The sequence below is a fragment of the Nocardia sp. NPDC049707 genome, assembly GCF_040674855.1.
GTDB lineage: Bacteria > Actinomycetota > Actinomycetes > Mycobacteriales > Mycobacteriaceae > Nocardia.
This window is the reverse complement of record NZ_JBFANN010000007.1, coordinates 126,633-149,599: the sequence shown is the minus strand read 5'-3', so window position 1 is coordinate 149,599 and position 22,967 is coordinate 126,633. Positions and strand designations below refer to the sequence as shown.

Annotated in this window: 23 protein-coding genes and 2 pseudogenes; 17 read left to right on the top strand and 8 right to left on the bottom strand. The window is 65.5% G+C overall.

Annotated features, from left to right (window positions below):
• Positions 1–84: 84 nt before the first annotated feature.
• From AB0J29_RS09870 to AB0J29_RS09860, 3 genes are read left to right on the top strand one after another with little or no spacing between them, the layout of a single operon-like run.
• Complete coding sequence (locus tag AB0J29_RS09870) at positions 85–726, top strand: urea carboxylase-associated family protein (RefSeq protein ID WP_364782172.1); 642 nt, start codon at positions 85–87, stop codon at positions 724–726.
• Positions 713–1,834, top strand: coding sequence for an NADH:flavin oxidoreductase (locus AB0J29_RS09865; protein WP_364782170.1), 1,122 nt, complete (start codon positions 713–715; stop codon positions 1,832–1,834). Before AB0J29_RS09870 ends, AB0J29_RS09865 begins: the two co-directional genes overlap by 14 nt.
• On the top strand, positions 1,831–2,700 hold the full coding sequence (locus tag AB0J29_RS09860; RefSeq protein WP_364782167.1) for a polysaccharide deacetylase: 870 nt from the start codon (positions 1,831–1,833) through the stop codon (positions 2,698–2,700). Before AB0J29_RS09865 ends, AB0J29_RS09860 begins: the two co-directional genes overlap by 4 nt.
• A gap of 145 nt (positions 2,701–2,845) precedes the next feature.
• Here the strand turns inward: AB0J29_RS09860 and AB0J29_RS09855 are convergent, their stop codons facing one another.
• Complete coding sequence (locus tag AB0J29_RS09855) at positions 2,846–4,429, bottom strand: PucR family transcriptional regulator ligand-binding domain-containing protein (RefSeq protein WP_364782164.1); 1,584 nt, start codon at positions 4,427–4,429, stop codon at positions 2,846–2,848.
• Between the two features lie 107 nt (positions 4,430–4,536).
• On the opposite strand from AB0J29_RS09855, the gene AB0J29_RS09850 reads away from it, so the two are divergent.
• A complete protein-coding gene (locus tag AB0J29_RS09850; RefSeq protein WP_364782161.1) occupies positions 4,537–5,991 on the top strand; it encodes a cytosine permease in 1,455 nt (484 codons plus the stop codon).
• Between the two features lie 30 nt (positions 5,992–6,021).
• Here AB0J29_RS09850 and AB0J29_RS09845 read toward each other — a convergent pair.
• Positions 6,022–6,105, bottom strand: a pseudogene (locus AB0J29_RS09845) (hypothetical protein); the annotation flags it as partial.
• A gap of 234 nt (positions 6,106–6,339) precedes the next feature.
• Here AB0J29_RS09845 and AB0J29_RS09840 point away from each other — a divergent pair.
• Positions 6,340–6,729, top strand: a complete 390-nt coding sequence (locus tag AB0J29_RS09840) for a hypothetical protein (RefSeq protein WP_364782158.1) — start codon at positions 6,340–6,342, stop codon at positions 6,727–6,729.
• A 123-nt stretch (positions 6,730–6,852) separates the two neighbouring features.
• Positions 6,853–7,038 carry a LuxR C-terminal-related transcriptional regulator gene (locus tag AB0J29_RS09835; protein ID WP_364782154.1) on the top strand — a complete coding sequence of 62 codons (186 nt, stop codon included), beginning with the start codon at positions 6,853–6,855 and terminating at the stop codon, positions 7,036–7,038.
• A 44-nt stretch (positions 7,039–7,082) separates the two neighbouring features.
• Here the strand turns inward: AB0J29_RS09835 and AB0J29_RS09830 are convergent, their stop codons facing one another.
• A complete protein-coding gene (locus AB0J29_RS09830) occupies positions 7,083–7,409 on the bottom strand; it encodes a GYD domain-containing protein (protein ID WP_364782151.1) in 327 nt (108 codons plus the stop codon).
• Positions 7,410–7,625: 216 nt separating this feature from the next.
• On the bottom strand, positions 7,626–8,363 hold the full coding sequence (locus tag AB0J29_RS09825) for an IclR family transcriptional regulator (RefSeq protein ID WP_364782148.1): 738 nt from the start codon (positions 8,361–8,363) through the stop codon (positions 7,626–7,628).
• Positions 8,364–8,769: 406 nt separating this feature from the next.
• Between AB0J29_RS09825 and AB0J29_RS09820 the strand changes: the two genes are divergently transcribed.
• The gene (locus AB0J29_RS09820; protein ID WP_364782352.1) at positions 8,770–9,657 is read left to right on the top strand and encodes a VOC family protein; all 888 of its coding nucleotides are present in this window, start codon (positions 8,770–8,772) and stop codon (positions 9,655–9,657) included.
• Between the two features lie 67 nt (positions 9,658–9,724).
• Complete coding sequence (locus AB0J29_RS09815; protein WP_364782145.1) at positions 9,725–10,687, top strand: nitronate monooxygenase; 963 nt, start codon at positions 9,725–9,727, stop codon at positions 10,685–10,687.
• Here AB0J29_RS09815 and AB0J29_RS09810 read toward each other — a convergent pair.
• Positions 10,684–10,935 carry a three-helix bundle dimerization domain-containing protein gene (locus AB0J29_RS09810; RefSeq protein WP_364782142.1) on the bottom strand — a complete coding sequence of 84 codons (252 nt, stop codon included), beginning with the start codon at positions 10,933–10,935 and terminating at the stop codon, positions 10,684–10,686. The genes AB0J29_RS09815 and AB0J29_RS09810 overlap by 4 nt on opposite strands.
• A gap of 158 nt (positions 10,936–11,093) precedes the next feature.
• On the opposite strand from AB0J29_RS09810, the gene AB0J29_RS09805 reads away from it, so the two are divergent.
• From AB0J29_RS09805 to AB0J29_RS09795, 3 genes are all read left to right on the top strand, one after another.
• On the top strand, positions 11,094–11,426 hold the full coding sequence (locus AB0J29_RS09805; protein ID WP_364782139.1) for a hypothetical protein: 333 nt from the start codon (positions 11,094–11,096) through the stop codon (positions 11,424–11,426).
• Positions 11,427–11,470: 44 nt separating this feature from the next.
• Entirely contained in the window at positions 11,471–11,947 is a 477-nt protein-coding gene (locus AB0J29_RS09800; protein ID WP_364782136.1) for a nuclear transport factor 2 family protein, read from the top strand.
• 80 nt (positions 11,948–12,027) lie between these two features.
• Positions 12,028–13,074, top strand: a complete 1,047-nt coding sequence (locus AB0J29_RS09795; protein WP_364782133.1) for an aminotransferase class V-fold PLP-dependent enzyme — start codon at positions 12,028–12,030, stop codon at positions 13,072–13,074.
• 66 nt (positions 13,075–13,140) lie between these two features.
• Here the strand turns inward: AB0J29_RS09795 and AB0J29_RS09790 are convergent, their stop codons facing one another.
• Together AB0J29_RS09790 and AB0J29_RS09785 are read right to left on the bottom strand one after the other, a co-directional pair.
• The gene (locus AB0J29_RS09790) at positions 13,141–14,214 is read right to left on the bottom strand and encodes a diacylglycerol kinase (RefSeq protein WP_364782130.1); all 1,074 of its coding nucleotides are present in this window, start codon (positions 14,212–14,214) and stop codon (positions 13,141–13,143) included.
• Positions 14,211–15,009 (bottom strand): annotated as a pseudogene (locus tag AB0J29_RS09785) (SDR family oxidoreductase). Before AB0J29_RS09785 ends, AB0J29_RS09790 begins: the two are co-directional and overlap by 4 nt.
• Before the next feature lie 90 nt (positions 15,010–15,099).
• On the opposite strand from AB0J29_RS09785, the gene AB0J29_RS09780 reads away from it, so the two are divergent.
• Both AB0J29_RS09780 and AB0J29_RS09775 read left to right on the top strand, forming a co-directional pair.
• Positions 15,100–15,966, top strand: coding sequence for a helix-turn-helix domain-containing protein (locus AB0J29_RS09780; RefSeq protein WP_364782127.1), 867 nt, complete (start codon positions 15,100–15,102; stop codon positions 15,964–15,966).
• Between the two features lie 154 nt (positions 15,967–16,120).
• Positions 16,121–16,300: a hypothetical protein gene (locus AB0J29_RS09775; protein ID WP_364782124.1), complete on the top strand. Its 180-nt coding sequence runs from the start codon at positions 16,121–16,123 to the stop codon at positions 16,298–16,300.
• 9 nt (positions 16,301–16,309) lie between these two features.
• On the opposite strand, the gene AB0J29_RS09770 is transcribed toward AB0J29_RS09775, so the two are convergent.
• Positions 16,310–17,284 (bottom strand): YafY family protein, encoded by a 975-nt coding sequence (locus AB0J29_RS09770; protein WP_364782121.1) that lies wholly within the window; start codon positions 17,282–17,284, stop codon positions 16,310–16,312.
• A gap of 63 nt (positions 17,285–17,347) precedes the next feature.
• On the opposite strand from AB0J29_RS09770, the gene AB0J29_RS09765 reads away from it, so the two are divergent.
• The 4 genes from AB0J29_RS09765 (at position 17,348) to AB0J29_RS09750 (ending at position 22,947) form a co-directional block, all read left to right on the top strand.
• Positions 17,348–19,624 carry an excinuclease ABC subunit UvrA gene (locus AB0J29_RS09765; RefSeq protein ID WP_364782118.1) on the top strand — a complete coding sequence of 759 codons (2,277 nt, stop codon included), beginning with the start codon at positions 17,348–17,350 and terminating at the stop codon, positions 19,622–19,624.
• A 242-nt stretch (positions 19,625–19,866) separates the two neighbouring features.
• Positions 19,867–20,748 (top strand): glycosyl hydrolase family 32, encoded by an 882-nt coding sequence (locus tag AB0J29_RS09760; protein ID WP_364782115.1) that lies wholly within the window; start codon positions 19,867–19,869, stop codon positions 20,746–20,748.
• A gap of 355 nt (positions 20,749–21,103) precedes the next feature.
• Positions 21,104–22,516 carry an L-fucose/L-arabinose isomerase family protein gene (locus AB0J29_RS09755; RefSeq protein ID WP_364782112.1) on the top strand — a complete coding sequence of 471 codons (1,413 nt, stop codon included), beginning with the start codon at positions 21,104–21,106 and terminating at the stop codon, positions 22,514–22,516.
• Complete coding sequence (locus AB0J29_RS09750; RefSeq protein ID WP_364782109.1) at positions 22,513–22,947, top strand: FGGY family carbohydrate kinase; 435 nt, start codon at positions 22,513–22,515, stop codon at positions 22,945–22,947. The genes AB0J29_RS09755 and AB0J29_RS09750 overlap by 4 nt, the downstream gene beginning before the upstream one ends.
• Positions 22,948–22,967 lie beyond the last annotated feature (20 nt).

Genomic DNA, 22,967 nt, shown 5'->3' with positions numbered 1-22,967 from the left:
ACATAGATAAACATCCATTGAACCGAGAGAATGCTGTGCACTCATCCATTACATAAGTCGCAGCCGTTCGATTGACTGATCGGCATGACAGCGTTGAGCTATCCAGAGCCTGTCACCATACCGGCCAGACAGGCCCGGTCGGTGACATTGCACGCCGGCGAGCGTTTGCGGATCATCGACATCGACGGTGGCCAGGTGGGTGATGTGTTCGCCTACAACGCCCACGACATCACCGAACACCACAGCGCCGCACACACCCGCACCCACACCAGCCGACTGTTTCCCGCGCTCGGCGAATCCTTCGTCACCAACCGGCGGCGCCCGATCCTCACGTATCTGGCCGACACGTCACCGGGTATGCACGACATGCTTATCGCCGCCTGCGACCCGCAACGCTATGCGGCATACGGCGATCCGACTCACCGCAACTGCGCAGACAATCTCCGGCAGACCATGGCCGAGCTGGGACACCCTGGGCTGCCGTGTATTCCGCAGCCGATCAACATCTTCATGCGCATCCCGGTCGCCGCCGACGAGAGCCTGTCCTGGCTCGCGGCGGCCACCGCGCCCGGCGACGCGATCACCGTCCGAGCCGAAATGGACTGCATCGTGGTCGTTTCGGCCTGCCCGCAGGACCACAATCCCATCAACGGGGCCGGGCCCACCCCGCTGGCCATGACCATCCTTCCCCCGACTACCGAGGAGAACACCGATGACCATCACTGAACTGGCGCACCCGGCGCTCGAGCCGTTCCACCTCGGTACTCTGGCGCTGCGTAACCGATTCGCCGTCGCACCGATGACGCGGATCTCCGCCGAACCCGACGGCACCCCCACGGCGCAGATGGTCGAGTACTACCGCGATTACGCGGCGGGTGGATTCGGCCTGATCATCACCGAGGGCATCTACCCGGATCCGGCCCACAGCCAGGGCTACCTCAATCAGCCCGGTCTGGTCACCGAGCGGCATATCGCGCGATGGCGTGCGGTGGTCGACGCCGTGCACGCGGCCGGGGCTCCAATCGTCGCGCAGTTGATGCACGCCGGCGCCATCTCACAGGGCAATGCCTACGGATTCGAGACCATCGGACCGTCGGCTGTCCAGCCGCGCGGGCAAATGATGCCCGATTACGGCGGAGTCGGCGGAGCGTGGAACGCGCCCCGCGAAATGACCACGCGCGATATCGACGATGTCGTCACGGGTTTCGTCGCGGCGGCCGAGAACGCCCGGCAGGCAGGCTTCGATGGGGTCGAAATCCACGCGGCCAACGGCTATCTGCTCGACCAGTTCCTCACCGACTACACCAACCAGCGCACCGACGAGTACGGCGGGCCCGTCGAGAACCGCATCCGACTGACCGCGCGCGTGCTTCGGGCCCTGCGCGAAGCTCTCGGCAACTTCCCCATCGGCGTCCGGCTCTCGCAGACCAAGGTCAACGATTTCACCTACCGCTGGCCTGGGGCGGAAGCCGACGCGCAGATCGTCTTCGCCGCCGTGGCCGATGCCACCTACCTGCACATTGCCAGCGAGGGCCGGAATTTCCTCGAGACCGCGCAATTCCCCAGTGGCGCGACCATCACCCAGCTGGCCCGTGACGTGTCCGGCCGCCCGGTCATCGCCAATGGTGGCATGCACGCCCTGCCCCAGGCCGCCGATGTACTGACCGGTGGACATGCCGATGTGCTGTCGCTGGGTACAGGTGCTCTCGCGAATCCGGACCTGCCGCGTCGGGTCGAGACCGGGTCCGAACTCGCGTCGTTCGACCGTGAGATGCTGCATCCCATGGCTACCCTGGACTGCGCCGCGGCATGGCGCGCGCGAAACAGCGAATGAGCGAACGGTACTGGACCCGCGGCGCAGCGGCGGTGGCGACGCTGACCTTCGACGTCGACGCGGAGACGCCCATTCTCGCGGAGGGCCGCCACTACGCCGACCAGCCGATGGTGATGTCGCATCAGTCGTACGGACCGGATGTGGGTGTGCCGCGGATCCTTGATCTGCTCGACCGAATGGCCGTTCCCGCGACGTTCTTCGTGCCAGGCTGGGTAGCGGAGCAGCGTCCTGGTCTGGCCCAGTCGATCGTCGATCGTGGGCACGAGGTCGCGCACCACTCCTACAGTCACCGGTCGCCCACCTCGCTGCCCGCTGGTGGCGAACGCGCGGATTTCGAACGGGCACTGGACGTTTTCGCGGCGCAGGGCATCGAGATTGCCGGGCATCGCGCGGCGATGTGGAGCGCCAGCCGCGAAACCCTCGGCCTGGTAGCGGAATACGGGCTCGCCTACGACTCCTCATTGATGGGTGACGACCGGCCCTACCTCGTGGACAGCGCGCACGGGCCGGTCGCGGAGCTGCCCGTGCACTGGTCACTCGACGACTGGGAGCAATACGCGTACCTGCCCGAACCGCGCATCGGATCGGTCATCGAATCACCGGTCAAGGTCGAGCAGATGTGGCGCGCCGAACTCGACGGCATGCGCCACTACGGCTGCCTGTTCAACGTGTGCATGCACCCGTTCCTCACCGGGCGGCCGGGCCGAATCATGGCCCTGCGCAATCTTATCGGTTATGCCCAGGAGTGCGGTGACGTGACCTTCGCCCGCTGCCGCGACGTGGCGGCATGGGCGCGGGCCGACGCACAGACCCCGACCCGCCCGCTGCCGACCTACGACGTGGATCCGGCCGTGTATCCGAACTGAGCCCGCGCATCACACCGCCGCGGTTGCCGCATCGCCGTGCGATCCGGTCACCGCCCGCCGAGCTGTGCCGCGTCCGGAATGTTGATGGACTGCCGCCCTCGTCATTCCGGGCGCAATCGCCATTTCTGGGTGCGACACTGCCCGGTCACCGCGTCGCCGTGCGCGACGCGGTGACCGGGCCGGTGGTTTCGGCTGCCATGGCCAAGAACAGGTCGACAGTGTCCTCGAGGCGATTGACGTTGCGGCCGGTCAGCTCAGTGATCCTGGCCATGCGGTTGCGCAGGGTGTTGACGTGCACGTGCAGGGCTGCGGCCGTGACCGCCCATTGGCCGTCGTTGGCGAGGAAGACGCGCAGAGTCTGTTCGAGCTCGGTGTGGGTGCGGGTGTCGTGGTCACGGATGATGCCGAGCACCTGATCCGAAAATCGTTGCAGGACTTGCTCATCGAGTAGACCGAGCAGCATCCGGAAGGTCGCGATATCGGCGAAGCCTGCGGTGTCCGGGCCGTCCTGAACGCGCAGCACCTGGCAGACCTCGCGGGCGCGCACCAGCGGTTCCCGCAGGGCGCCGACATCGGCGGCGATCTCGCCCAGTCCGATGACAATCCGGCCGCCGGGCACCCGCCTGCGGGTCTCCGCGGACAGATCGCCGGCGAACCGGGCCAACTCCTCGGCGGTGCGCTCCCACGGGCAGATGGCCACCACATCACGGCTGCCCGCGGTGGTGAACGCGGGTATGCCGTGGGCGGCGAAGAACGCGCCGACTGCGATGGCGATGTCATCGGGCGGCGTGTCGGCGACGGACGCGAGCGCGAGCACACCCAGCGGCCGATCGGATGCCACCCCGTAGGCGCGCAGCCGCCGACTCACCTCGCCGCTGCGGCGCGGCCCGGACAGGATCATCTCCAGTAGCTCGGCGGCGAAACGCGCCTCGATGGCATGCACCGCTTGCTGTTTGGTCACCTCCAGACTCAAGAAGCGTGCAGCCTGAGCCAGCGCCTCCCGATCGGCCGCGGCGAGTTTCGCGGCCGGTTCCAGACAGTAGAGCCCGGCGTCGATTTCCCCCATCGCGCCCTCGATGAGATAGAGCGCCGACGGTCCGGCGCTCAGCAGATCGACCTCGATCGCCGGGGGCGTGCGGTTGAGCGCGGCGGCCGCCAGCCGCACCTGCTCATCGGTCGGCTCGCAGCCGATACTGGCCAGGCAGCGGCCTTTGCGGTCGACCATCAGCAGCGGCAATTCCGTTTCACCGCGCAGGATTTCGAGCACACCGACCGCGCCGCCGCCGCGCGATAGCGCCGTGGCCAGGGCATCCCCGCGATGCACGGTCGCGATCAATTCCGCCTGCAGCACCTCGTTCTGGATTCGGGCAGCGGCCCGAGTGAGCGCCGCGAACGGCACCCCGATACACAGTTCGATCAGAGGCAGCCCGCGGGAAAGACACAATGCGGCAAGCTCTTCGGGCAGTACGGGAGTCTGCGCCGTCAAGCCGAAAACCAGTCCGGCCGCGCCCGCCCGCGCGACTGCGTCCACGAACCGATCCGCTGGGACGTGCGCCAGCCACAGACCGTTGGTCAGCACCAGCTCGCCGGGCCGGACGTAAGACGACGGGTCTGGCAGCTCGGTGGTGTGCAGCCAGCGCACCTCCGTGGCCAGGGACTCAGTGAGTTCAGGTGTCACCACCCGGAGCCCGAGAGCAGCATCCGCGACGAGTCGGCTAATAGTCAACACTTATTGGAATATACATAGCCGACCGGCATTTAGTGGATGAATGCACATCCCCCTCCAGCCGCCTTCAGTGCTGTTATGAGATAGATCACTACTGAAAGAGGGCCGTCATGGCATCCCCGCAACCTCCCGGCACCGCGGACATCGTAACCGACACCCCCGGCACTGTCGGCGTCCGATTCGACGTTCACGGCGTATTGCCCATTCCCGATCGTGAACGCGACTGTTCCCCCTGGGAACTGTTCTGGATCTGGTGCGGCGCGAATATCGCACCCATCAACTGGGTGCTCGGCGCACTCGGAATCGCCCTCGGGCTCAGCCTGTTCGAAACCCTGATCGTCGTCGTGGTCGGAAACCTGTTCGGCTGCGCGGTGTTCGGCCTGTTCAATGTCATCGGCCACCGTACCGCCGTCAATCAGATGGTGCTCGGGCGCTCGGCCTTCGGGATCACCGGAGCCGTACTGCCCGCCGTGATACAGGGTCTGCTGACCATGGCATGGGTCGGCGTGAACACCTGGATCGTGCTCGATCTCGTATTGGCCGTTCTGGACCAGATCGGCATCCGGGGCGGAGGCGAGCTGAAAGTCGTTGTAGCGCTTGTCATCATGGCGGTTCAGCTCACCCTTGCGCTGTACGGGTTCTACGCGATCCGCGCCTTCGAGAAGTACACCGTGCCACTCACCATCGCTGTCATGGTGACGATGACGATCGTGGCGCTGGCCCGGACGCACCCGGACTGGACGGCCGCCACGGCGGTCACACCGGGCGAAAAGATCACCGCCATAACGCAACTCGTCACTGCCATCGGTGTCGGCTGGGGCCTGACCTGGATTCCCTACGCCGCCGACTACAGCCGCTTCGCCCGCCCGAAGCTGCGCAGCCGCACCGTGTTCTGGGCATCGGCGGCCGGAATGTATCTGCCCACCGTCTGGCTCGCGGCCCTCGGCGCCTGCCTGGCGAGCGCGGGCGGCGGCAGTGACCCGTCCAGCCTCGTGGTCGGCGCTTTCGGCGCGCTCGCGATACCGGTGCTGCTGCTGATCATGCACGGCCCGATCGCGACCAACATCCTCAACCTGTACTCGTGTTCGCTGGCGGCATTGACCATCGGCATCCGTATCGCCCGATGGAAAATCACCGCTTTCGCAGGCACGGTCGCGTCCATGGTCTTAGCCGTGTTCATCAACTCGTCGAGTTTCGCGCACGCCTTCGACAACTTGATGGTGTCGATCCTGATGTGGATCAGCCCGTGGATGTCCATCTTGCTCATCGATTACTTCCTGGTACGCCGCCGCACCTTCTCGGTTCCCGAGCTGTACCGCGACGCAGCCACCTCGGTCTACGGCAAGTTCAACACCCGAGGTTTGGTCAGCCTCGCCGCCGGCCTGCTCGCCAGCTGGTCCTGGCAGTACGGCATGGTCTCCGCCATGCAGGGGCCGGTGGCGAAAGCATTGGGCAACACCGACTTCTCCTGGCTGGCCGGCAGCCTCGTCGCCGCCGGCCTCTACACCATCCTGACCGCCGCGTCCCCCACTCGCCGCGCCGGTGGTCAACCCACCGTGCAGTGATTCGAGGATCGGGCCAGAGGGGTCACAGCCCCACTCATCGGCCAGCACCGCCCCGACCAGGCCGATGATCGAGCCATGGTCGGGGCGGATGCCGACGACGTCGGTGCGGCGTCGTCGGCTTGTCCGGCCCCGACATCGCCCGGCTGTCAGCCACCATCAACAAAGTGTGGTCCGATAGGGCCGGAAGGAGTCATTCATGGCAGCTCCGAAGACTCCATCCCAGTAGCGGTGCTCGCTCCGCGCGGTCGGTGTGCACATCAAAGCCCTTGCAAGAGCTATGATTTCGTGTTTGCCTTGAATTGTGTCCACGGGCGACCCCAACGTCCGTGAGCAGCGAGAGGGGCCCTCGTGTCGATCCACAGCGCTGCGGCGTCGAGTTCCGACTGTCACCCGGCGCTGTGGTCGGTGCGGCTGATATTCCTGTTCTCCGGCTTGCTGTTCGCCACATGGGCCGCGCGGATACCGACGGTCAAAAACGGCATCGGACTCGATGAGGCCGGGTTGGCCGTCGTCTTCGCTGGGTTGAACATTGGTGCGATCGCCGGGCTGCAACTGGGCAAGTTCGTCACGCTGCGCTTCGGGAGTAGGTCGACGCTTCGGGTCGCGGTCCCGGCGTTCGCGGTGTGCCCGCTCGGCCCTACCGTGCGGTCCCGCATGAACCTGGAATTGCCCACGCGCCGACGGAAATCTGCACTAACCGAGAAAGTGCGTCACGATCGTCACTGCGTATCTGAGTGACCATCCGGGAACTCGCATGGTCGCTCTACTACCTGACACCGCTGCCGCCGCCCGGGCGGCTGACAGTGATCGCATGCGACGCTGGTCATCTACCGTTCGATCGATCCGCCGCTGGGACTGACCATGCGTGAGCTCGAAGTGCTCGCCAAGCTTCCGACCGGAGCTTCCAACGCCACGATCGGGCGGCAGCTCGGAATCGGGGCCGCGACCGCGGCCACCCATCTTGAACGAGTGCTGCGCAAAATCGACGTGCCGAACAGAACGGCCGCCGCCGCGACTGCGGCGCAATGGCATTTGACACAGATTTGAGAGGGTCGACGACACCACTCACTCGATCACGATGCCGACCGCGCCTACTCCGCCGCCACAGGCGGTTGATAGGTCACTTTCCGGGCAACCGCTGCGTCGATCTGCTCCGGGGTCAGCAGTGTGACCGTATGCGATATCGCCCCACCGGTGGCCGCGGTGCGAATGGCCAGCGCCGCCGCCGCGACCTCGTTCGGAACGTCGCCGATCACGAACAGATCATCGTCGCCGAAGGCGAAATAGCAGACCTCCACGTGGCCGCCGACGCTCTCGACCATCTCCTTGATAGCCGCCTGGCGAGCACTGCCGCCCTGGGCGATCAGACCGCGCGCGCCTTCTTGGGAGTAGCTGACCCGCCACAGATACTTCGGCATCCGGTGTCGCCTCCTACTCGGGGAACGATCTTGCTGAGATCCGACCATACGGTGCGGGAACAAGTCGAATAGCAGTCTGGACCGCCCGGTACAGCACTGATACGGCACCGTGATAGCGGTGAGATTGCGGAGGGCAGTTCCATGTGTTGGTGAACAAATGCTCACCGCACCGAGATGTTCCGTCCCCAACCACAACGCCCCGCGACAGACCCCGAATCAACGCCACCGAGCATGCCGCGGAAACAACGCCCGACCAGCCTCATGCGCAGCCTCGACCAATACCCGCGCCAACGGCGCGGCATCCAAGGCCGTCCGATTCCCACCGATTCCCCCGGACAGCGACAGGGCCCCCACCGCGGCACCACGCCCCCGAATCGGCACCGCGACACAAACGATCCCGGACACCGACTCCTGGTTGTCCACGGCAATCCCCTGCCGATGCCGGATCCGCGTCAACTCACGGTGCAGTTCCGCCCGATCACAAATGGTCCGCGGCGTCAACTGCGGCAACCGCTCCCGGAAGGAGGTCTCGATAATGCTCGGCTCCAGCGAGGCCAGCATCGCCTTGCCGAGTGCCGTGCTGTGCGCGGGCATCCGCCCGCCGAGGCGAGTCGGAACGCTCGCGGTGTAGCGACCGCCAGCCTTGTCCAGATACAGCACCTCGCGCCCGTCGAGCAGGCCGAGGTGACCCACCATGCCGGTCCGTTGACACAGATCGTGCAGTAGCGGACTCACCACATCGCGAATCTCATTGTGATCGGCGGCGAGTCCACCGAGTTCCAGCGGACGCAGGCCGAGGCGGTAGCCGCCGGGCGCATGCGCCAACCAGCGCAACCGGATCATCTGGTCCAGGATGCGGTGCACAGTTGACCGCGGCAGGCCGGTTCGCTCGGCCAAACCGAGCAGCGTCAGAGTCGGCGTCGAACCGTCGAAAGCATCTAGGATCAGGGTCATTCGCTCGATCATGGAAACCGGCGGCTGCGCGGGCCGAGTGGTCGGACGACCCGGACCCGATGACAACTCGTCGGACCCAGGACCGGTCAGTACCTCGACCGTCATGGCGCACCTCCATTATGTAGCCCACACAGCTTAGAAGTATTTCGATTAGGCATGTCAGTTTTCGGCATACCCGCTTGTGCACCCAATCACAGTGCCGTCACACCGACGGCGTCGAATCCCGGAAACTACGGAGACAGCTACGGATCTTCTCAGTAACCGGAACCAGTTATTGACAGCCCACCACACGCGCCGCTTTCGAACCAGGAGCGCCATGGCCGTCGTGTTCGACTCCAAGGCCGTCCTCGGCCGATTCGCCACCGGAGTCACCGTCCGCTGCCTTGTGCCGATGAATGAGGAGAATATGGCAATCATCAGCTCGCTCGGTTATGTGCGGGTCGCGGTCAGCGACCCGGATGCCTGGCGCACCTTCGCCTTCGATGTGATCGGATTCGCCGAGGGCGTCGGTCCGGATCCGGAAGCCATCTATCTGCGCATGGACGAGCACGTAGCACGATTGGTCCTGGTGCCCGGCGAAACCGATAGGGTGCTCGCCATCGGCTGGGAGGTCCGCGACCATCGCGCACTCGCCGCGGCACGAGATGCCGTGGCGAAGGCCGGAATCGAAGTCACCGCGCTTACCGTGGCGGAGGCGGATGCCCGCAGTGTGGAGGAGGCGTTCACCTTCCGCGATCCCGCTGGCACCATGGTCGAGATCTTTCACGGCCCGGTCCTGGACCACAGCCCGGTGGTCGGGAAGTACGGAAACCGTTTCGTCACCGCGGAACTCGGCCTCGGCCATGCAGTGCTGCCGGTCCCCGATATCGACGGCGCCTTCCACTTCTATACCGACGTCCTCGGCTTCCTGCCACGCGGTGCGTTCCGGCTGCCGACACGGCCCGAGTTCGGTCCGGTGCGTATCCGATTCCTGGGTGTGAATCAGCGCCACCACAGCCTGGCGCTGATCCCCTCCCGTGGTACGGAGGACTCGGGACTGGTGCACATCATGGTCGAGGTCGACAGTCTCGACGATGTCGGCCGCGCGCTCGACCGGGTGAACAAGGCCGGATACCACCTGTCCTCGACGCTCGGCCGCCACACCAATGACAAAATGATCTCCTTCTATGTCCGGACACCCGGCGGCTGGGATCTCGAATTCGGTACCGAGGGCATGCTGGTCGACGAGAACACCTACACCGCAGTGGAAATGACCGCCGACAGCTATTGGGGTCACGGCTGGGATCGGGGCTGACCAACCCGCCAAGATCGCGGCGTGACACCCCCTGGCTATCGTCGATGGCGACGGAAGGGGTTTGGCGATGGCATTGCGCACCGAGTTCACCGACCTGCTCGATATCGAGCATCCTGTAGTGCTCGCACCGATGGGTGGCGTCGCCGGCGGCGAACTGGCCGCGGCGGTCTCCCAGGCCGGTGGACTCGGCCTGATCGGTGGCGGCGGCGGTGACGAGAAACTACTCGACAGGGAATGCGGATTACTCACCGATTGCACCGAAAAGCCCTGGGGCATCGGTCTGTTGAGCTGGGCCATCGATCTGGACGCCGTGCGCAGGGCGGTGCGGCGCCGCCCGCACGCGATCCTGCTGTCCTTCGGCGACCCCACCCCGTTTGCCCGGCCGATCCGGGAATCCGGGATTCCGTTGCTCGTCCAGGTCACCACCACCGATGAGGCAGCCCGCGCCTTGGCGGCCGGGGCCGATGTGCTGATCGCGCAGGGCGCGGAGGCGGGTGGACACGGCGGCGGGCGCGCGACGCTGCCGTTCGTGCCCGCTGTCGTCGATATGGCGGCCGGTACGCCGGTCCTGGCGGCTGGCGGAATAGCCGATGGCCGTGGACTCGCGGCCGCACTCGTACTCGGTGCCGCGGGCGCGCTGATCGGCACTCGATTCGAGGCGACACCCGAATCGTTGCTCTCGGCCGAGGAGGCCGAGGCCATCATCGCCGCACGGGGCGGCGATACCGAACGCAACCGCATTATCGATATCGCCCGCGAATCCCCGTGGCCCGCCGAGTACACCGCACGCACCCTGCGCAACCGATTCCTCGACGAATGGGCCGGACGGGAGGCCGAACTCGCGGCCGATCCCCTTGCCCGGCAACGCTATCGGGCGGCCACCGAGCAGGGTGACCTCGACTGTGTGCCGATCTGGGCGGGCGAGAATGTCGACCTCATCGGCAGTCTCGAATCCGCCGCGGACCTGGTGCGGCGCATCAGCACCGACGCCGAGCAAACGCTGCGGCGGGCCGCGGCGCAATGCGACTAGCCGGAGTGTTCCTCGGTGCTGGCGCGCAGCAGTTCGCGGGTGTAGCGCTCGGCGAGTAGCGGCAGGAAGGTGTCGATCGTCGCGTGGACCGCGAGATAGTCGTGGGCGGAGTACAGCCACCGTTCGATGGCTTCGTCGCGGACGGTGTCGAATTCGCGTTCCAGACGGCGCGCAGCGGATTTCAGCGCCGACTGTTGATCGAGCGATGGTTCGTGGACGGGCGGGTGCGTAACAGGACCTTCAGTCATCGCGGACTCCTGGTCGGGAACTTCCAGTGCAGCAGACGCGATCGAAAACCGTGTCCACTCGATCGAATACCCGATGGGTCGCAGCGAACACTATGGACGCACCCGGGAATCGGCACTACCCTTTCGATATATGTCATCAGCCTCGGGAAGGTGAACGGATGCGCGAGAACCTGCTCTGGGTGCCCGATGCCTGCACACTGCCCACCGCGGAGCAGCCATTGCGGGTGGCCGAATTCACCGACCTCTTCGCGGCCGCGCTGCGTCGAGTCGAGCGCATCGCACCCACCCGGGTGCGGTTGATATTCGCCACGACCCACGAGGGGGAAGCCCGCGAACTCGCGGCCCGCGAGAGCTCCTGCTGCGGATTCTTCAACTTCAGCTTTACCACCGCGGGCCCGGATGCCATGGCGATGGACATCGAGGTACCCGCCGGTCGGATCACCACGCTCGACGCATTGGCGAACCATGCTACGGCGACCCGTAAAAAGTAGAACAGGTTCTTGTCTGGGGCCTCGGCAAATGTCAAGCTGAACGGATGGATCTCGCCGCCATCGAAGCCGTCCGACAGCTCAAATATCGCTACTTCCGGACCCTTGATCTCAAACAATGGGACGATTTCGGCGATACCCTCGCCGTCGACGTCGCCGGTCGCTACGGCACCCATGCCCTCGGTGAACCGCTGACCCTCGACGGCCGCGACGCGGTCACTGCATTCATGCGCGAGAACCTCGGCCCCAATGTGGTCACCACCCATATCGCGAACCATCCCGAGATCACCGTGGACGGCGATACCGCAACGGGCTCATGGGCTTTCGAGGACACCGTGATTGCTACCGAATACGGCATTCTCATCCGCGGCGCGGGCTATTATTCCGACACCTACCGACTCGATCCGGACGGCCACTGGCGTATCACCTCGACCAGTTACCAACGCATCTACGAATCGATGCAGGCCCTCGCCGACACTCCCAGCTTCCAACTGCTGACCAACATGTGGGCGACACAGGAATAGGACGGCGGGCGCCGGATTCGAGGCCACTATCTTGCGGGTGGCACTCGACCGGAGCCGCGGCGGTGGCGCAGGGTGGGAACATGTCCTCCCTTGCGCCCGCTGAATTCACGACCGAGACCGCCTATCTGAACACCGCTTCGCACGGGTTGCCCGCCGCGCGAACATTGGTGGCATTGCAGGAATTCAACGCGCTCTGGGCGGCGGGTCGTGCCGCACCGACGACGCGAGACTATCTGGTACCCGAATTGCGGGCCGGATTCGCGCAACTGCTCGCGGGCGCTTCGACCGACGATATCGCACTGGGTGCAACCGTGGCGGGGCTGATCGCGCCGGTGGTCGCCGCGCTGCCGCCGGGTGCGGAAGTGTTGCTCGCGGAAGGCGAATTCTCCTCTGTCTCCATGCCTTTCGTGCACCGCGGCGACCTGAACGTCCGGTTCGTTCCGTTGGAGCGCATCGCCGACGAGGTCCGGCCCGAGACCGCATTGGTGGCGGTGAGCGTGGTCCAGTCGAAGGATGGTCGAATCGTCGATCTGCCGACGCTGCGCGCGGCCACCCTGGCGCATAATGCCCGACTACTCGCCGATGCCACCCAGGCCGCCGGTTGGGTGCCGCTGCGTTTCGTCGACGCCGACTACTGGGTGTGCGCGACCTACAAGTGGCTCATCGGCGCACGCAGCGTGGCCTTCTTCGCCGCGCCGCCGGAAGCGGCCGTGCAATTGCGCCCGATCAGCCCCGGCTGGTACGCAGCGGCCGATCGCTGGGCCGAGCTGTACGATCCGGTCGCGCTGCCCACGACCGCCCGGCGTTTCGATTCGACACCGGACTGGCTCGGCGTCATCGCGGCACTGTCCGCGCTGTCCTTGATCGAAGCGCTGACCGTCGACAAGATCGGCGCGCACAATCGCGATCTCGCCACCCGTTTCCGAAACGGATTGGCCGAGTTGGGTTTCCAGTCCGTGTCGGCAGATTCGGCGATTGTCGCTGTGTCCGGCGCCGGCGATGCGGCGCCACGTCTGGAAGAGGCGGGCGTACTCACCTCCGCCCGGGGCGGTGGCCTCCGCTTTTCTTTCCACCTCTACAACAGCACCGCAGATGTGGACCGTGCCCTGGCGGCGCTGGCCCAGTAACAACCGCTCCTTTGGGGATTCGCACCCATTGCGGGTGCCCCACCGCGGGTGCGAATCCCCGGGGAACTACGCCGGGCGGGTAGCGGGTGCGGTGATGAGGGGAAGGTCGAGGGCGGTGCGGATGCCCGCCGGGGCCTGGACCACGGCCGGGACCGCATTGACGATGCGCATGGCGGTGGCCAGGAGGGTGGCGTGGTTGTGGTCACCGTTGCGGCTCGAGGTGACCAGGTCCATGGCGTAGCTCGGCTCGCCCGTGATCTCGACGCGATAGGAGCCCTCATGGTGGGCGGGTTGCGGCCAGTCGGGGCACAGGTCGGGACGTAGCCGGGTGACGTGCTCGAGAACCGTCACGGGTTCGTCGCCGACCATGCCGCGGACCTCGAAACGCAATGCGGCAGCGGTACCTTCGGCGATATGGCCGGTGGCGATATCGAAGGATTCGGGGGCGGGGATGCGTTCATAGGTCTGGGTGACGGCGTCGAGGGTGACGCCGATACCCGCGGCCAGCTGGCGGACGGTGCCGCCCCACGCGAGCGATAACACCCCGGGCTGCAACAACATCGGGATCTCGTCCAGCGGTTTGCCGAACCCCATGATCTCGAACATGACCTCGCGGTTGTCGTAGCTGGCGTAGTCGACGATCTCCAGACACCGCAATTGGTCGATGCGCAGGCAGGTGCCCGCGAGCGCGAGCGGCAGCAGGTCATTGGCGAAACCGGGATCGATGCCATTGACCCACAGTGACGAATTGCCTTGTGCGGCAGCCTCTTGGATCGGCTTCAGCAGTTCGTCAGGCAGCACGCCGTACGGGTATTGGAAGAATACCGGCGCGCACGCCACCACATTGATGCCAGCGCTGAGCAGTCTGCGCAGCTCCTCGACGGCCTCGAGCAGGCGATTGTCGGTCATCGAGCAATAGACGACACAGTCGGGTTTCGCGGCCAGGATCGCCTCGGTATCCGTCGTCGCGGTCACACCGACCGGATGCTCGAGTCCGGCAATGGTTCCCGCATCGAGCCCGTCCTTCTGTGAACCCGACACCCACACCCCGACCAGCTCGAGATCCGGATTCGCGATCACACCCGCCAGCGCATGCGCACCGACATTTCCGGTGCCCCATTGGACTACGCGGTAGCTCATGACAGATCCGGAAGCGGAAGATCGAGATTCGGCGCGATCAGGCCACCGTCGGGTTCGAGCACCTTGCCCGTGACGTACTTTCCGGCGGGCGACACCAAATACAGTGCGGCGGCTGCGATATCCTCGGGTTCACCGATGCGGTGCAACGGCGTCTTGGCCTCCAACTCGGTGCGCATCGCATCATTGCCCGCCACGATCTCCAATGCGGAGGTCAGAATCGATCCGGGCGCAATGGCATTCACCCGGATGCGCGGATTCAGATCCATCGCCGCCAGCCGGGTGTAGTGCGCCAGTGCCGCTTTCGCTGTTCCGTAGGATACGAAGGCCCGGCCGGGGAGGCGGCCCATGGTCGAGGTGATATTGAGAATCGAACCGCCACCGGCGGTTTCGAGAATCTTCGGCACTGCCGAGCGAACCAGCGCGTGCGCATTGGCGACATTGAAGTTGAATGCCTCCACCAGCGCATCCGGCGTCGTATCCAGCAGTGGGCAGGGCAGCGCGCCGCCGACATTGTTGACCACGATATCGAGCCGCCCGAAGCGTTCGACGGCCGCTCCGGCCAACCCGGCGGTCGCCTCGATATCGCTCAGATCCGCAGGCACCACATGGGCCTGGCGGCCCACCGCCGCCACCTGCTCGGCGACCTCGTCCAGCTGACTCTTGGTGCGGGATGCGATGACGACATCCGCGCGCGCCCGCCTCCGCGAAGGCCACCGCGATCGCCGCGCCGAGGCCGCGCCCCGCGCCGGTGACGACGGCGACCTGTCCGTCGATTCGGAATCTGTCCAGGATCATGCGGGCTCCAACTAGTCGAATATTCGACGCCAATTGTCGTAATATTCGTCATCGTAGAACCGTTACGCTGAACCGCACAAGGGATTGCCCATGTCCGACCGGTCCCCGTCCCCGCCGACCCGCCGCGTCATCGATATCGTGTCGCTGCTCGCCGCGACACCGGAGCCGATCAGCGTCGCGGGCATTGCGGATCGCCTCGATATCGCCCGCGCGACCGCGACGGCGATCCTGGTCGAACTGGATTCGGCGGGCTGGGTGCGGCGGGACGCGAGCCGCGGCTATGGTCTCGGTCCGACACTGGCGAATCTGCACGGTCCCGCGCTGCCACCCGCGCTCGGCGAAATCCTCGCCGGACTCACCGTGCGGACCGGCTACGGCGCGACCTTGAGTCGCATCGAACCCGATCACCTCACCGTGCTCGATGTGCGGCACGGACCCGAACGCGTCGTGCCCGGCATCCCGGTCGGCCACCGCATCCCGCTGCAATTTCCCGCCGGTGCCAGCGTTATGCCGTGGCGCTCGGCGGCCGAACAGAACACCTGGTTGGCAGCCGCACCCGACTCGGACCGCCGCATCGCGAGCGGACTGCTCACACTTGTCCGTGATCGTGGCGTCGCCCTGTTCCGGCCACGCACCGACGACGCGGGCACAGTCGAACTGCTCGCCGACCTACTCGGTGCGATGGGGACCGACCTCGTTCAGCCGCACCTGCGTACCCGCGCCCTACGCCGCCTCGCGTTTCTCACCTCGCGGCCATTCACCAAGACCGAACTCGACTCCGACGCCGAACTCCCACTGAGTTACCTCGCCGCACCGGTTTTCGATGCGACGGGCACGGCCGCATACGAGGTCCAATCGGGACCACTGCGGGCATCGACCACCAAATCCGAACGTGACGAATTCATCGCCGCCACAGTCGATATCGCTCGGGCGTTGACGGCAGCGCTGGCCCCCTGAGCTACTTCGTCGAAGCGTGCACCGCACCACGATCTGCGCGGCATCCGACAGGACAAGGCCAAGACCCTCATCGGCACCGATGCCCGCGTAATCGATGTGCTGCCAAGGATCTTCGGCTCCGGATACCGACGCATCATCACCGCACAGATGCGGAATGAGGAATAGACCGGTCGGCATTTTGCCGCCGGTGCACCCGGCTCGAGGGACCGGATATCACGGTGTCGAACTCGCTCGCAAGCTCGCCGTCGCCGGCCCCGACCGGCTGACATCGGCAATCGACGAGGAAGTCACGGAACTCCTTCGCAAGGACGAGACGCACTGGCCGCCACCATAATTCATGACGCTACGCATCTGTTGCCCGGCCCGCCGCGCGCAGGAGTTTGCGGCCGAGGTCGGCCAGCATATCCGCCATCTCCGGCGGATCCCTGACCTCGAACTCCAACCCCAAGTGGGCGATTCGGACGGCGGTCCATGCCAAGGAATCGGCGCTGGTGCGCAGCAGGCAGGTGTTGTCGTCGATGGGTTCGATTTCCTCGGGGCGGACCCGGAAGCTCTCGACCAGGGCCGGGGCCGAGGCGTGCACGAGGAAGGTCACCCGGTGGATGGGGCGAGACCCGGCCAGCGCTCGGGCGACGAAGACGGCAGCGTCCTCGGTGGGCAATTCCCTTGGTGTACTACGTATTCCGATCGGCTGCGGAGCGTCGACGCGGTCCACGCGGAAGGTACGCCAATCGGCGCGATCGATATCCCAGGCGACAAGGTACCAGCGGCGGCCCGCGGAGACGAGATTGTGCGGTTCGGCCAGCCGACGGGTTTCGGTATCGCCCTTGTCGCGGTATCGGAAGCGAATGCGTTCGCCGTCGCGGCAGGCGGCGGCCAGGACGACCAGGGTATCGGGGTCGACGAGTGGTCCGGCGGCAGGTCCGCCCAGCGATAGCGTCGCCGACCGCACCGCCTCGACGCGGCGGCGCAGCCGGTCGGGCAGCACCTGTTGGAGTTTGACCAGCGCGCGTGCCGATGACTCATCGATGCCCTCGACCGCACCGAGTGCGACATCGCGCAGTCCGAGCGTGATCGCGACCGCCTCGTCGTCGTCGAGCAACAGCGGTGGCAGCGCGGTCCCCGCCGCCAGGCGGTAGCCGCCGATCGAACCAAGGCTCGCGTGCACCGGATATTCCAGTTCACGCAGCCGCTCGATATCGCGGCGCACTGTCCGCACGGTCACGCCGAGGCGGTCGGCCAATTCCGGCCCGGTCCATTCGCGACGGGTCTGGAGCAACGACAGCAGTCGCAGCAGGCGGGCGGCGGTTTCGGTCACAGCTCCCAGTATCGCTCGAAATGCGGACCGATCCTGACCTCATTCAGCTCTACCGTGGCGATCGTGAACGCAGACCGAGACACCATCCAGATCATCGGGGCCCGCGCCAACAACCTGCGCAATATCTCCCTGGCCATCCCCAAAGGCAAGATCGTCGTCTTCACCGGCGTATCCGGATCGGGCAAATCGTCGGTGGTCTTCGGCACAGTGGCCGTCGAATCCCAGCGTCAGCTCAATGAGACCTTCACCTGGTTCATTCGCAACCGGCTGCCCAAATACGAGCGGCCCGAGGCCGATGTGATCGACAATTTGGCGCCCGCGGTGGTGGTCGACCAGAAACCCATCGGCGGAAATTCCCGCTCCACCGTCGGCACCATGACCGATATACAGTCAATCGTTCGGGTGCTTTTTTCGCGGCACGGCGAGCCGAGTGCCGGTGCGGCGACCCATTATTCGTTCAACGACCCATCAGGCATGTGCCCGGAGTGCGGCGGACTCGGTCAGGTGGTGCGGCCGGATCTGGACAAACTGCTCGACACCTCGAAATCGCTCAATGAGGGCGCGATCAACTTTCCGCCGTTCGCAGTCGGGACTTTTCAGTGGCAGATCTTCGCGGAGTCCGGACTCTTCGATCCGGACAGGCCGCTACGCGACTTCACCCAGGATGAGTGGCAGCTGTTCCTGCGCGGCAACGGATTCCGGGTACCGCGCCTGAACAAGACCGGTTCGATGGGCAGCAATGCCTATGAGGGACTGCTCGAGCGCTTCGACCGGCTCTACATCAAACGCGACCTCGGTGCGCTCAGCGATAAGAATCGTGCGGCGGCGATGGCAGTCGTCCAGACACAGCCATGTCCGGAATGTGGTGGCGCACGGTTGAATTCCGCCGCGCTGGCGAGCCGGATCAACGGATTCGGCATTGCCGACTACGGCCGTATGGAGGTATCCGAACTCATCGGGGTGCTCGGCGAGCTCGATGAGACGCCTGCCGCGCCGATCGCCGACGCCGCCATTGCCCGGTTGCGCCGGATCGAGGAAGTCGGGCTCGGCTATCTTTCGCTGGATCGCGAGACGACCACGCTTTCCGGTGGAGAAGCGCAGCGGCTCAAGGTCGTTCGACATCTCGGATCCAGCCTCACCGGGATGACCTATATCTTCGACGAACCCAGCGTCGGGATGCATCCGCGCGATATCGGCCGTTTGAACACGTTGCTGATCCAGTTGCGCGACAAGGGCAATACGGTGCTGGTGGTCGAACATTCCCCCGATGTCATCGCAGTCGCCGACCACATCGTGGATATGGGGCCGGGTGCGGGCGGGCACGGCGGTCAGGTCGTCTTCCAAGGCACCGTCGAAAAGTTGTGCACCTCGGGCACTTCGACCGGTGAGCGGTTGCGGCGGGTGCGCCCGGTCAAGAGCGCGAGCCGCACCCCGACCGGCTGGCTCACGGTCACCGGCGCGGATTCGTACAACCTCAAGGATCTCACCGCACGGTTCCCCACCGGCGTGCTCACCGCGGTCACGGGTGTGGCGGGTTCGGGCAAGAGCACATTGGTATCCGGTGCTTTCGTAGCCGCCTATCCGCAGGCGATCGCGGTGGACCAGTCCGCCATCGCCGCATCCCGGCGCTCCAGCCCCGCCACCTACATCGGCATCATGGACCCGATGCGGCAGGAATTCGCCAAGGAACACGGCGTCAAACCGGGGTTGTTCAGCTTCAATTCCGAGGGCGCATGCGCCGAATGCGGCGGAGCGGGTGTCATTTTCACCGATCTCGCGTACATGGACCCGATCACCACCGTCTGCCAGAGCTGTCACGGGCGCCGCTACCGTCCGGAAGTGCTGGGCTATACCGTGCGCGGAGCATCCATCGCCGACGTGTTGGATATGACCGCGGAGCAGGCACTCGAATTCTGGAATGGCTATGCGGGCACCAAGATTCGGACCCCACTGCGGGCGCTCAACGAGGTCGGTCTCGGCTATCTGACACTCGGTCGCGCGCTCAGTTCACTCTCCGGCGGTGAACGTCAACGCATCAAACTCGCCGATCACCTGCACCGCAGCGGCGGCATCTATGTACTCGACGAGCCGACCACCGGGCTGCACATGGCCGATGTCGACGGCCTCATCGCCCTGTTGGACCGGCTGGTCGACGTGGGCAATACGGTCATCGTTATCGAACACGATCTCGATGTCGTCAAACGAGCCGACTGGGTAATCGATCTCGGACCGGACGGCGGCAAGCACGGCGGCGAGATCGTCTTCACCGGACCACCCTCGGCACTACTCGACCATGGGCATTCCATCACCGCCGACTACCTGCGACGCAGCGTCGCATGACACCCGGCCACGGACACTGCCGGCACCGGTTGCCGGGGAGCATCGAGCTCGACGCATCCTGCTGACCGTATGCAGGCTGTTCACCCCGGAATTACCGCCGCAGGTCCAGTATTGGTCACCAGCGTGCACGACGACGTCGACTACGCGAAGCTCGTCACTGACTACCACTGTTGATGTGGAAATCCGTGCGGCAGTTCTCAGACCTGACCTCGGCGAGGTCAGCACACGTCATCATGAGCTGTATGGCAGCGCGCGAGGTAGTGAAAGCAGCCGCGTTCACGCGGATCTACAACCCGAGCGACGGTGAACCGCACCCCTGGTACATCAACGATCACACCGTGATTCGCGACGAATCCGGCCGCTGGAACCTTTTCGGCATCACCCATCCCGAACCCGCCGACCCCTTCGACGAAACGGAATTCGCCCACGCCACCGCACACCGGCTGCACGGACCGTGGACCAAGCGATCATCGGCGCTGACCGTTGATCCCGACTACGGCGAAACCCATCTCTGGGCACCGCATGTCATCGCCGCCGACGGCCGCTACTACATGTTCTACGCGGGCGGCGGCACCGACCGCACCGCCGCCACCATCAACCTCGCCACCTCGACCGACCTGTTCCGCTGGACCCGCAGCCGGGCCGGACCGCTGTTCCGCGACGGCTACGACGCCAGGGATCCGATGGTCTTACGCATCGGCGAGCAATGGGTCATGTACTACTGCGCAACCAGCACGCCGAGCGGCGGACACCACGTCGTCGCCTATCGCACCAGCGGCGATCTCGTGCACTGGGGTGAGCGCCATATCGCATACACCGACCCGAGCATCGGCACCGAAGCGGGCAATACCGAATCACCGTTCGTCGTGCACCACGACGGCTGGTGGTACCTGTTCATCGGTCCGCGCCCGCGTTATGTAGGCACCGATGTGTTCCGCAGCGATAACCCCTTCCGGTTCCGCATCGGCAGTAAGGTCGGCCATATCACCGCCCACGCCGCCGAACTCGTGTGGGACGACGACCGCTGGTGGATCACCAGCGCGGGCTGGGCCCAGGGCGGCGTCCACCTGGCACCGCTCACCTTCCCGACCTCGCACACCGTCACCGCGGCCGTTCCCCGTTGAGCGATCGCAATGGTGTGCACCGCTATGACCGACCCGCTGCCGACGGCGCACCGCATCCTCGCCAAGACGCGGCCGCTGGTCGCCGGTCAATCGGTGTGCAAGGCCATCGTCCCCATCACCGAGCTGATCGACCATCCGCCGACCGAACCCCTCGCCGCCGCAGCCGACCCGCCTGAGCGGCCACGGACTCGATCCGGACCGCGCCCGGCGACTCGATGCGATTACCGTCGAATTGGTCGACACCTGAGTCACCGGCAGATAACGACCTCGAACCCGCTCACCCGAAGCCGACCACCGGTGGCCCCCTTCGGATACATAATCCTGGAGGGGGCCTGCGCGTTGGGAGGCGGTCGGGATGGCGCGGATCGGGGTCATGAGCGTGTCCGACGGGCGTGATTATGTGCACGCCGGGATCGCGGAGTTCATCGTGTCGGCCGAGGATCGGCTGGTCGCCGCGTTGCGGGCGGCCGGGCACGAGGTCATCCGCGGCGCGGCGCCGATCAGTACGAATGCGCTGGCCGGCTCGGTGGCACGCGAAGTGGCCGCCGCCGGTGTGGATCTCACCGTCCTGCACTACGCGGTCTGGGCGTTCCCGCACTTCACCATGCTGGCCGCGGGTGCGACACCGGGTCCGCTGCTACTGCTGTCCAATATCGATCCGGCGCAACCGGGCATGGTCGGCATGCTGGCCGCGGGCGGCGCGCTGGATCAGATCGGCCGCGCGCACACTCGGCTGTGGGGCGATTCGGCCGATACCGAGCTGATCGGGGCGATCGGTCGTCGGGCGACCGCGGCCGCCGCCGTATCGCGCTTGCGCGGCAGCACTTTCGGACGCTTCGGCGGTCGGCCGATGGGAATGAATACGGCCGTCGCGAATACCGATCAGTGGCAGCGCCTGTTCGGCATCGATGTCGAGGAGATCGACCAGTGGGAGATCGTCCGCCGCGCCGAGCTGGCCGATGCCGGTGAAGCGAAGGGCGCACGAGAGTGGTTGGAACGCAATACCGCCGGTGTGCACTACGACGGCGTGAAACTCACTCCAGAATTGCTGGAACGCCAGATTCGCTCGTATCTGGCTGTGCGCGAGTTGATCGACGAATGGCGGCTGGACTTCTCGGGTATCAAGGGTCAGCCCGAACTCACTCAGTATTTCGCCACCATGGATATCACCGAGGCGTTCCTCAATGACCCCTACGATTGGAATGGCCCCAAACAACCCCACGTATGTGCGACCGAAGCGGACATGGACGGCGCACTCACCATGCGGCTGCTGCAGCAGATCGCCGACACCCCTGTGCTTTTCGCCGATGTCCGGCACTATCACGCCGACCGCGATATCTGGGATCTGTGCAACTCCGGCCAGCATGCCACCTGGTTCGCCGCCCGCAGCGACGAGCCGACCGAGAATCTCGCCAACGTGCATCTCTATCCGGAGGTGTTCTTCTTCCCAGCGGGTGGTGCGTCGGTGCACCATCTGGCCGCGCCCGGCCGCATGACCCTGGCGCGCCTCAGCCGTAAGGACGGCGACTATCGAATGCAGTTGATGTTGGGCGATTTCGAAACCTATGACCAGGCGACCAATGAATCGCTGATGAAACAGTCCACCTGGGAATGGCCACATGCCTTCGCCCGGTTGGACGCGTATGCCGACGACTTCCTGTCCCGCTTCGGCGCCAACCATATTCACGCCGTCCCTGGCGACCATCGGGCCACGGTCCGGGCCGCCTGCGACCTCCTGGATATCACCGTCGACGAGTTCACCCGATGACGAGCGCATTTCTCGGCGTCGATATCGGGACCGCCATTTCCAAGCTGGTCTATACGGACGGCACTGTTGTCGGTAGATCCGAACGGACGCATGGTGTTTCGACGCCGCGACCGGGTTGGGTCGAACACGATGCCGAGCGCATCTGGTTGGCGGAGTGCCACGCGATCATCCGCGAACTCCTCGCCGCGTCCGAGGGTGCGACGCTCGACGCACTCCCGGTATCCGGGATCGGCCCGTGGCCTGTTGCCCGCCGATGCCGCCAGAAGGGCCCTGCGTCCGGCCATTCTCTATGGTGTAGACACCAGGGCGACGACCGAAACGCCGAACTGAACCGGGAATTCGGTGCCGCCGCAGTACTCGAGCGCGGAACAACACCGATCGGCTCATCTCCCGTGAAGCCGCCGCCTATGCGAGGATGCAGGGTTGCGTAAAGGACAGTGATCGCGAGGAC

Bases quoted from the DNA above. Each gene is read 5' to 3' on its own strand.
- AB0J29_RS09870 (WP_364782172.1), top strand. From the start codon at position 85: ATGACAGCGTTGAGCTATCCAGAGCCTGTCACCATACCGGCCAGACAG.
- AB0J29_RS09865 (WP_364782170.1), top strand. From the start codon at position 713: ATGACCATCACTGAACTGGCGCACCCGGCGCTCGAGCCGTTCCACCTC.
- AB0J29_RS09860 (WP_364782167.1), top strand. From the start codon at position 1,831: ATGAGCGAACGGTACTGGACCCGCGGCGCAGCGGCGGTGGCGACGCTG.
- AB0J29_RS09850 (WP_364782161.1), top strand. From the start codon at position 4,537: ATGGCATCCCCGCAACCTCCCGGCACCGCGGACATCGTAACCGACACC.
- AB0J29_RS09835 (WP_364782154.1), top strand. From the start codon at position 6,853: ATGCGTGAGCTCGAAGTGCTCGCCAAGCTTCCGACCGGAGCTTCCAAC.
- AB0J29_RS09830 (WP_364782151.1), bottom strand. From the start codon at position 7,409: ATGCCGAAGTATCTGTGGCGGGTCAGCTACTCCCAAGAAGGCGCGCGC.
- AB0J29_RS09825 (WP_364782148.1), bottom strand. From the start codon at position 8,363: ATGACCCTGATCCTAGATGCTTTCGACGGTTCGACGCCGACTCTGACG.
- AB0J29_RS09820 (WP_364782352.1), top strand. From the start codon at position 8,770: ATGGCAATCATCAGCTCGCTCGGTTATGTGCGGGTCGCGGTCAGCGAC.
- AB0J29_RS09815 (WP_364782145.1), top strand. From the start codon at position 9,725: ATGGCATTGCGCACCGAGTTCACCGACCTGCTCGATATCGAGCATCCT.
- AB0J29_RS09810 (WP_364782142.1), bottom strand. From the start codon at position 10,935: ATGACTGAAGGTCCTGTTACGCACCCGCCCGTCCACGAACCATCGCTC.
- AB0J29_RS09805 (WP_364782139.1), top strand. From the start codon at position 11,094: ATGCGCGAGAACCTGCTCTGGGTGCCCGATGCCTGCACACTGCCCACC.
- AB0J29_RS09800 (WP_364782136.1), top strand. From the start codon at position 11,471: ATGGATCTCGCCGCCATCGAAGCCGTCCGACAGCTCAAATATCGCTAC.
- AB0J29_RS09795 (WP_364782133.1), top strand. From the start codon at position 12,028: ATGTCCTCCCTTGCGCCCGCTGAATTCACGACCGAGACCGCCTATCTG.
- AB0J29_RS09790 (WP_364782130.1), bottom strand. From the start codon at position 14,214: ATGAGCTACCGCGTAGTCCAATGGGGCACCGGAAATGTCGGTGCGCAT.
- AB0J29_RS09780 (WP_364782127.1), top strand. From the start codon at position 15,100: ATGTCCGACCGGTCCCCGTCCCCGCCGACCCGCCGCGTCATCGATATC.
- AB0J29_RS09775 (WP_364782124.1), top strand. From the start codon at position 16,121: ATGAGGAATAGACCGGTCGGCATTTTGCCGCCGGTGCACCCGGCTCGA.
- AB0J29_RS09760 (WP_364782115.1), top strand. From the start codon at position 19,867: ATGGCAGCGCGCGAGGTAGTGAAAGCAGCCGCGTTCACGCGGATCTAC.
- AB0J29_RS09755 (WP_364782112.1), top strand. From the start codon at position 21,104: ATGGCGCGGATCGGGGTCATGAGCGTGTCCGACGGGCGTGATTATGTG.
- AB0J29_RS09750 (WP_364782109.1), top strand. From the start codon at position 22,513: ATGACGAGCGCATTTCTCGGCGTCGATATCGGGACCGCCATTTCCAAG.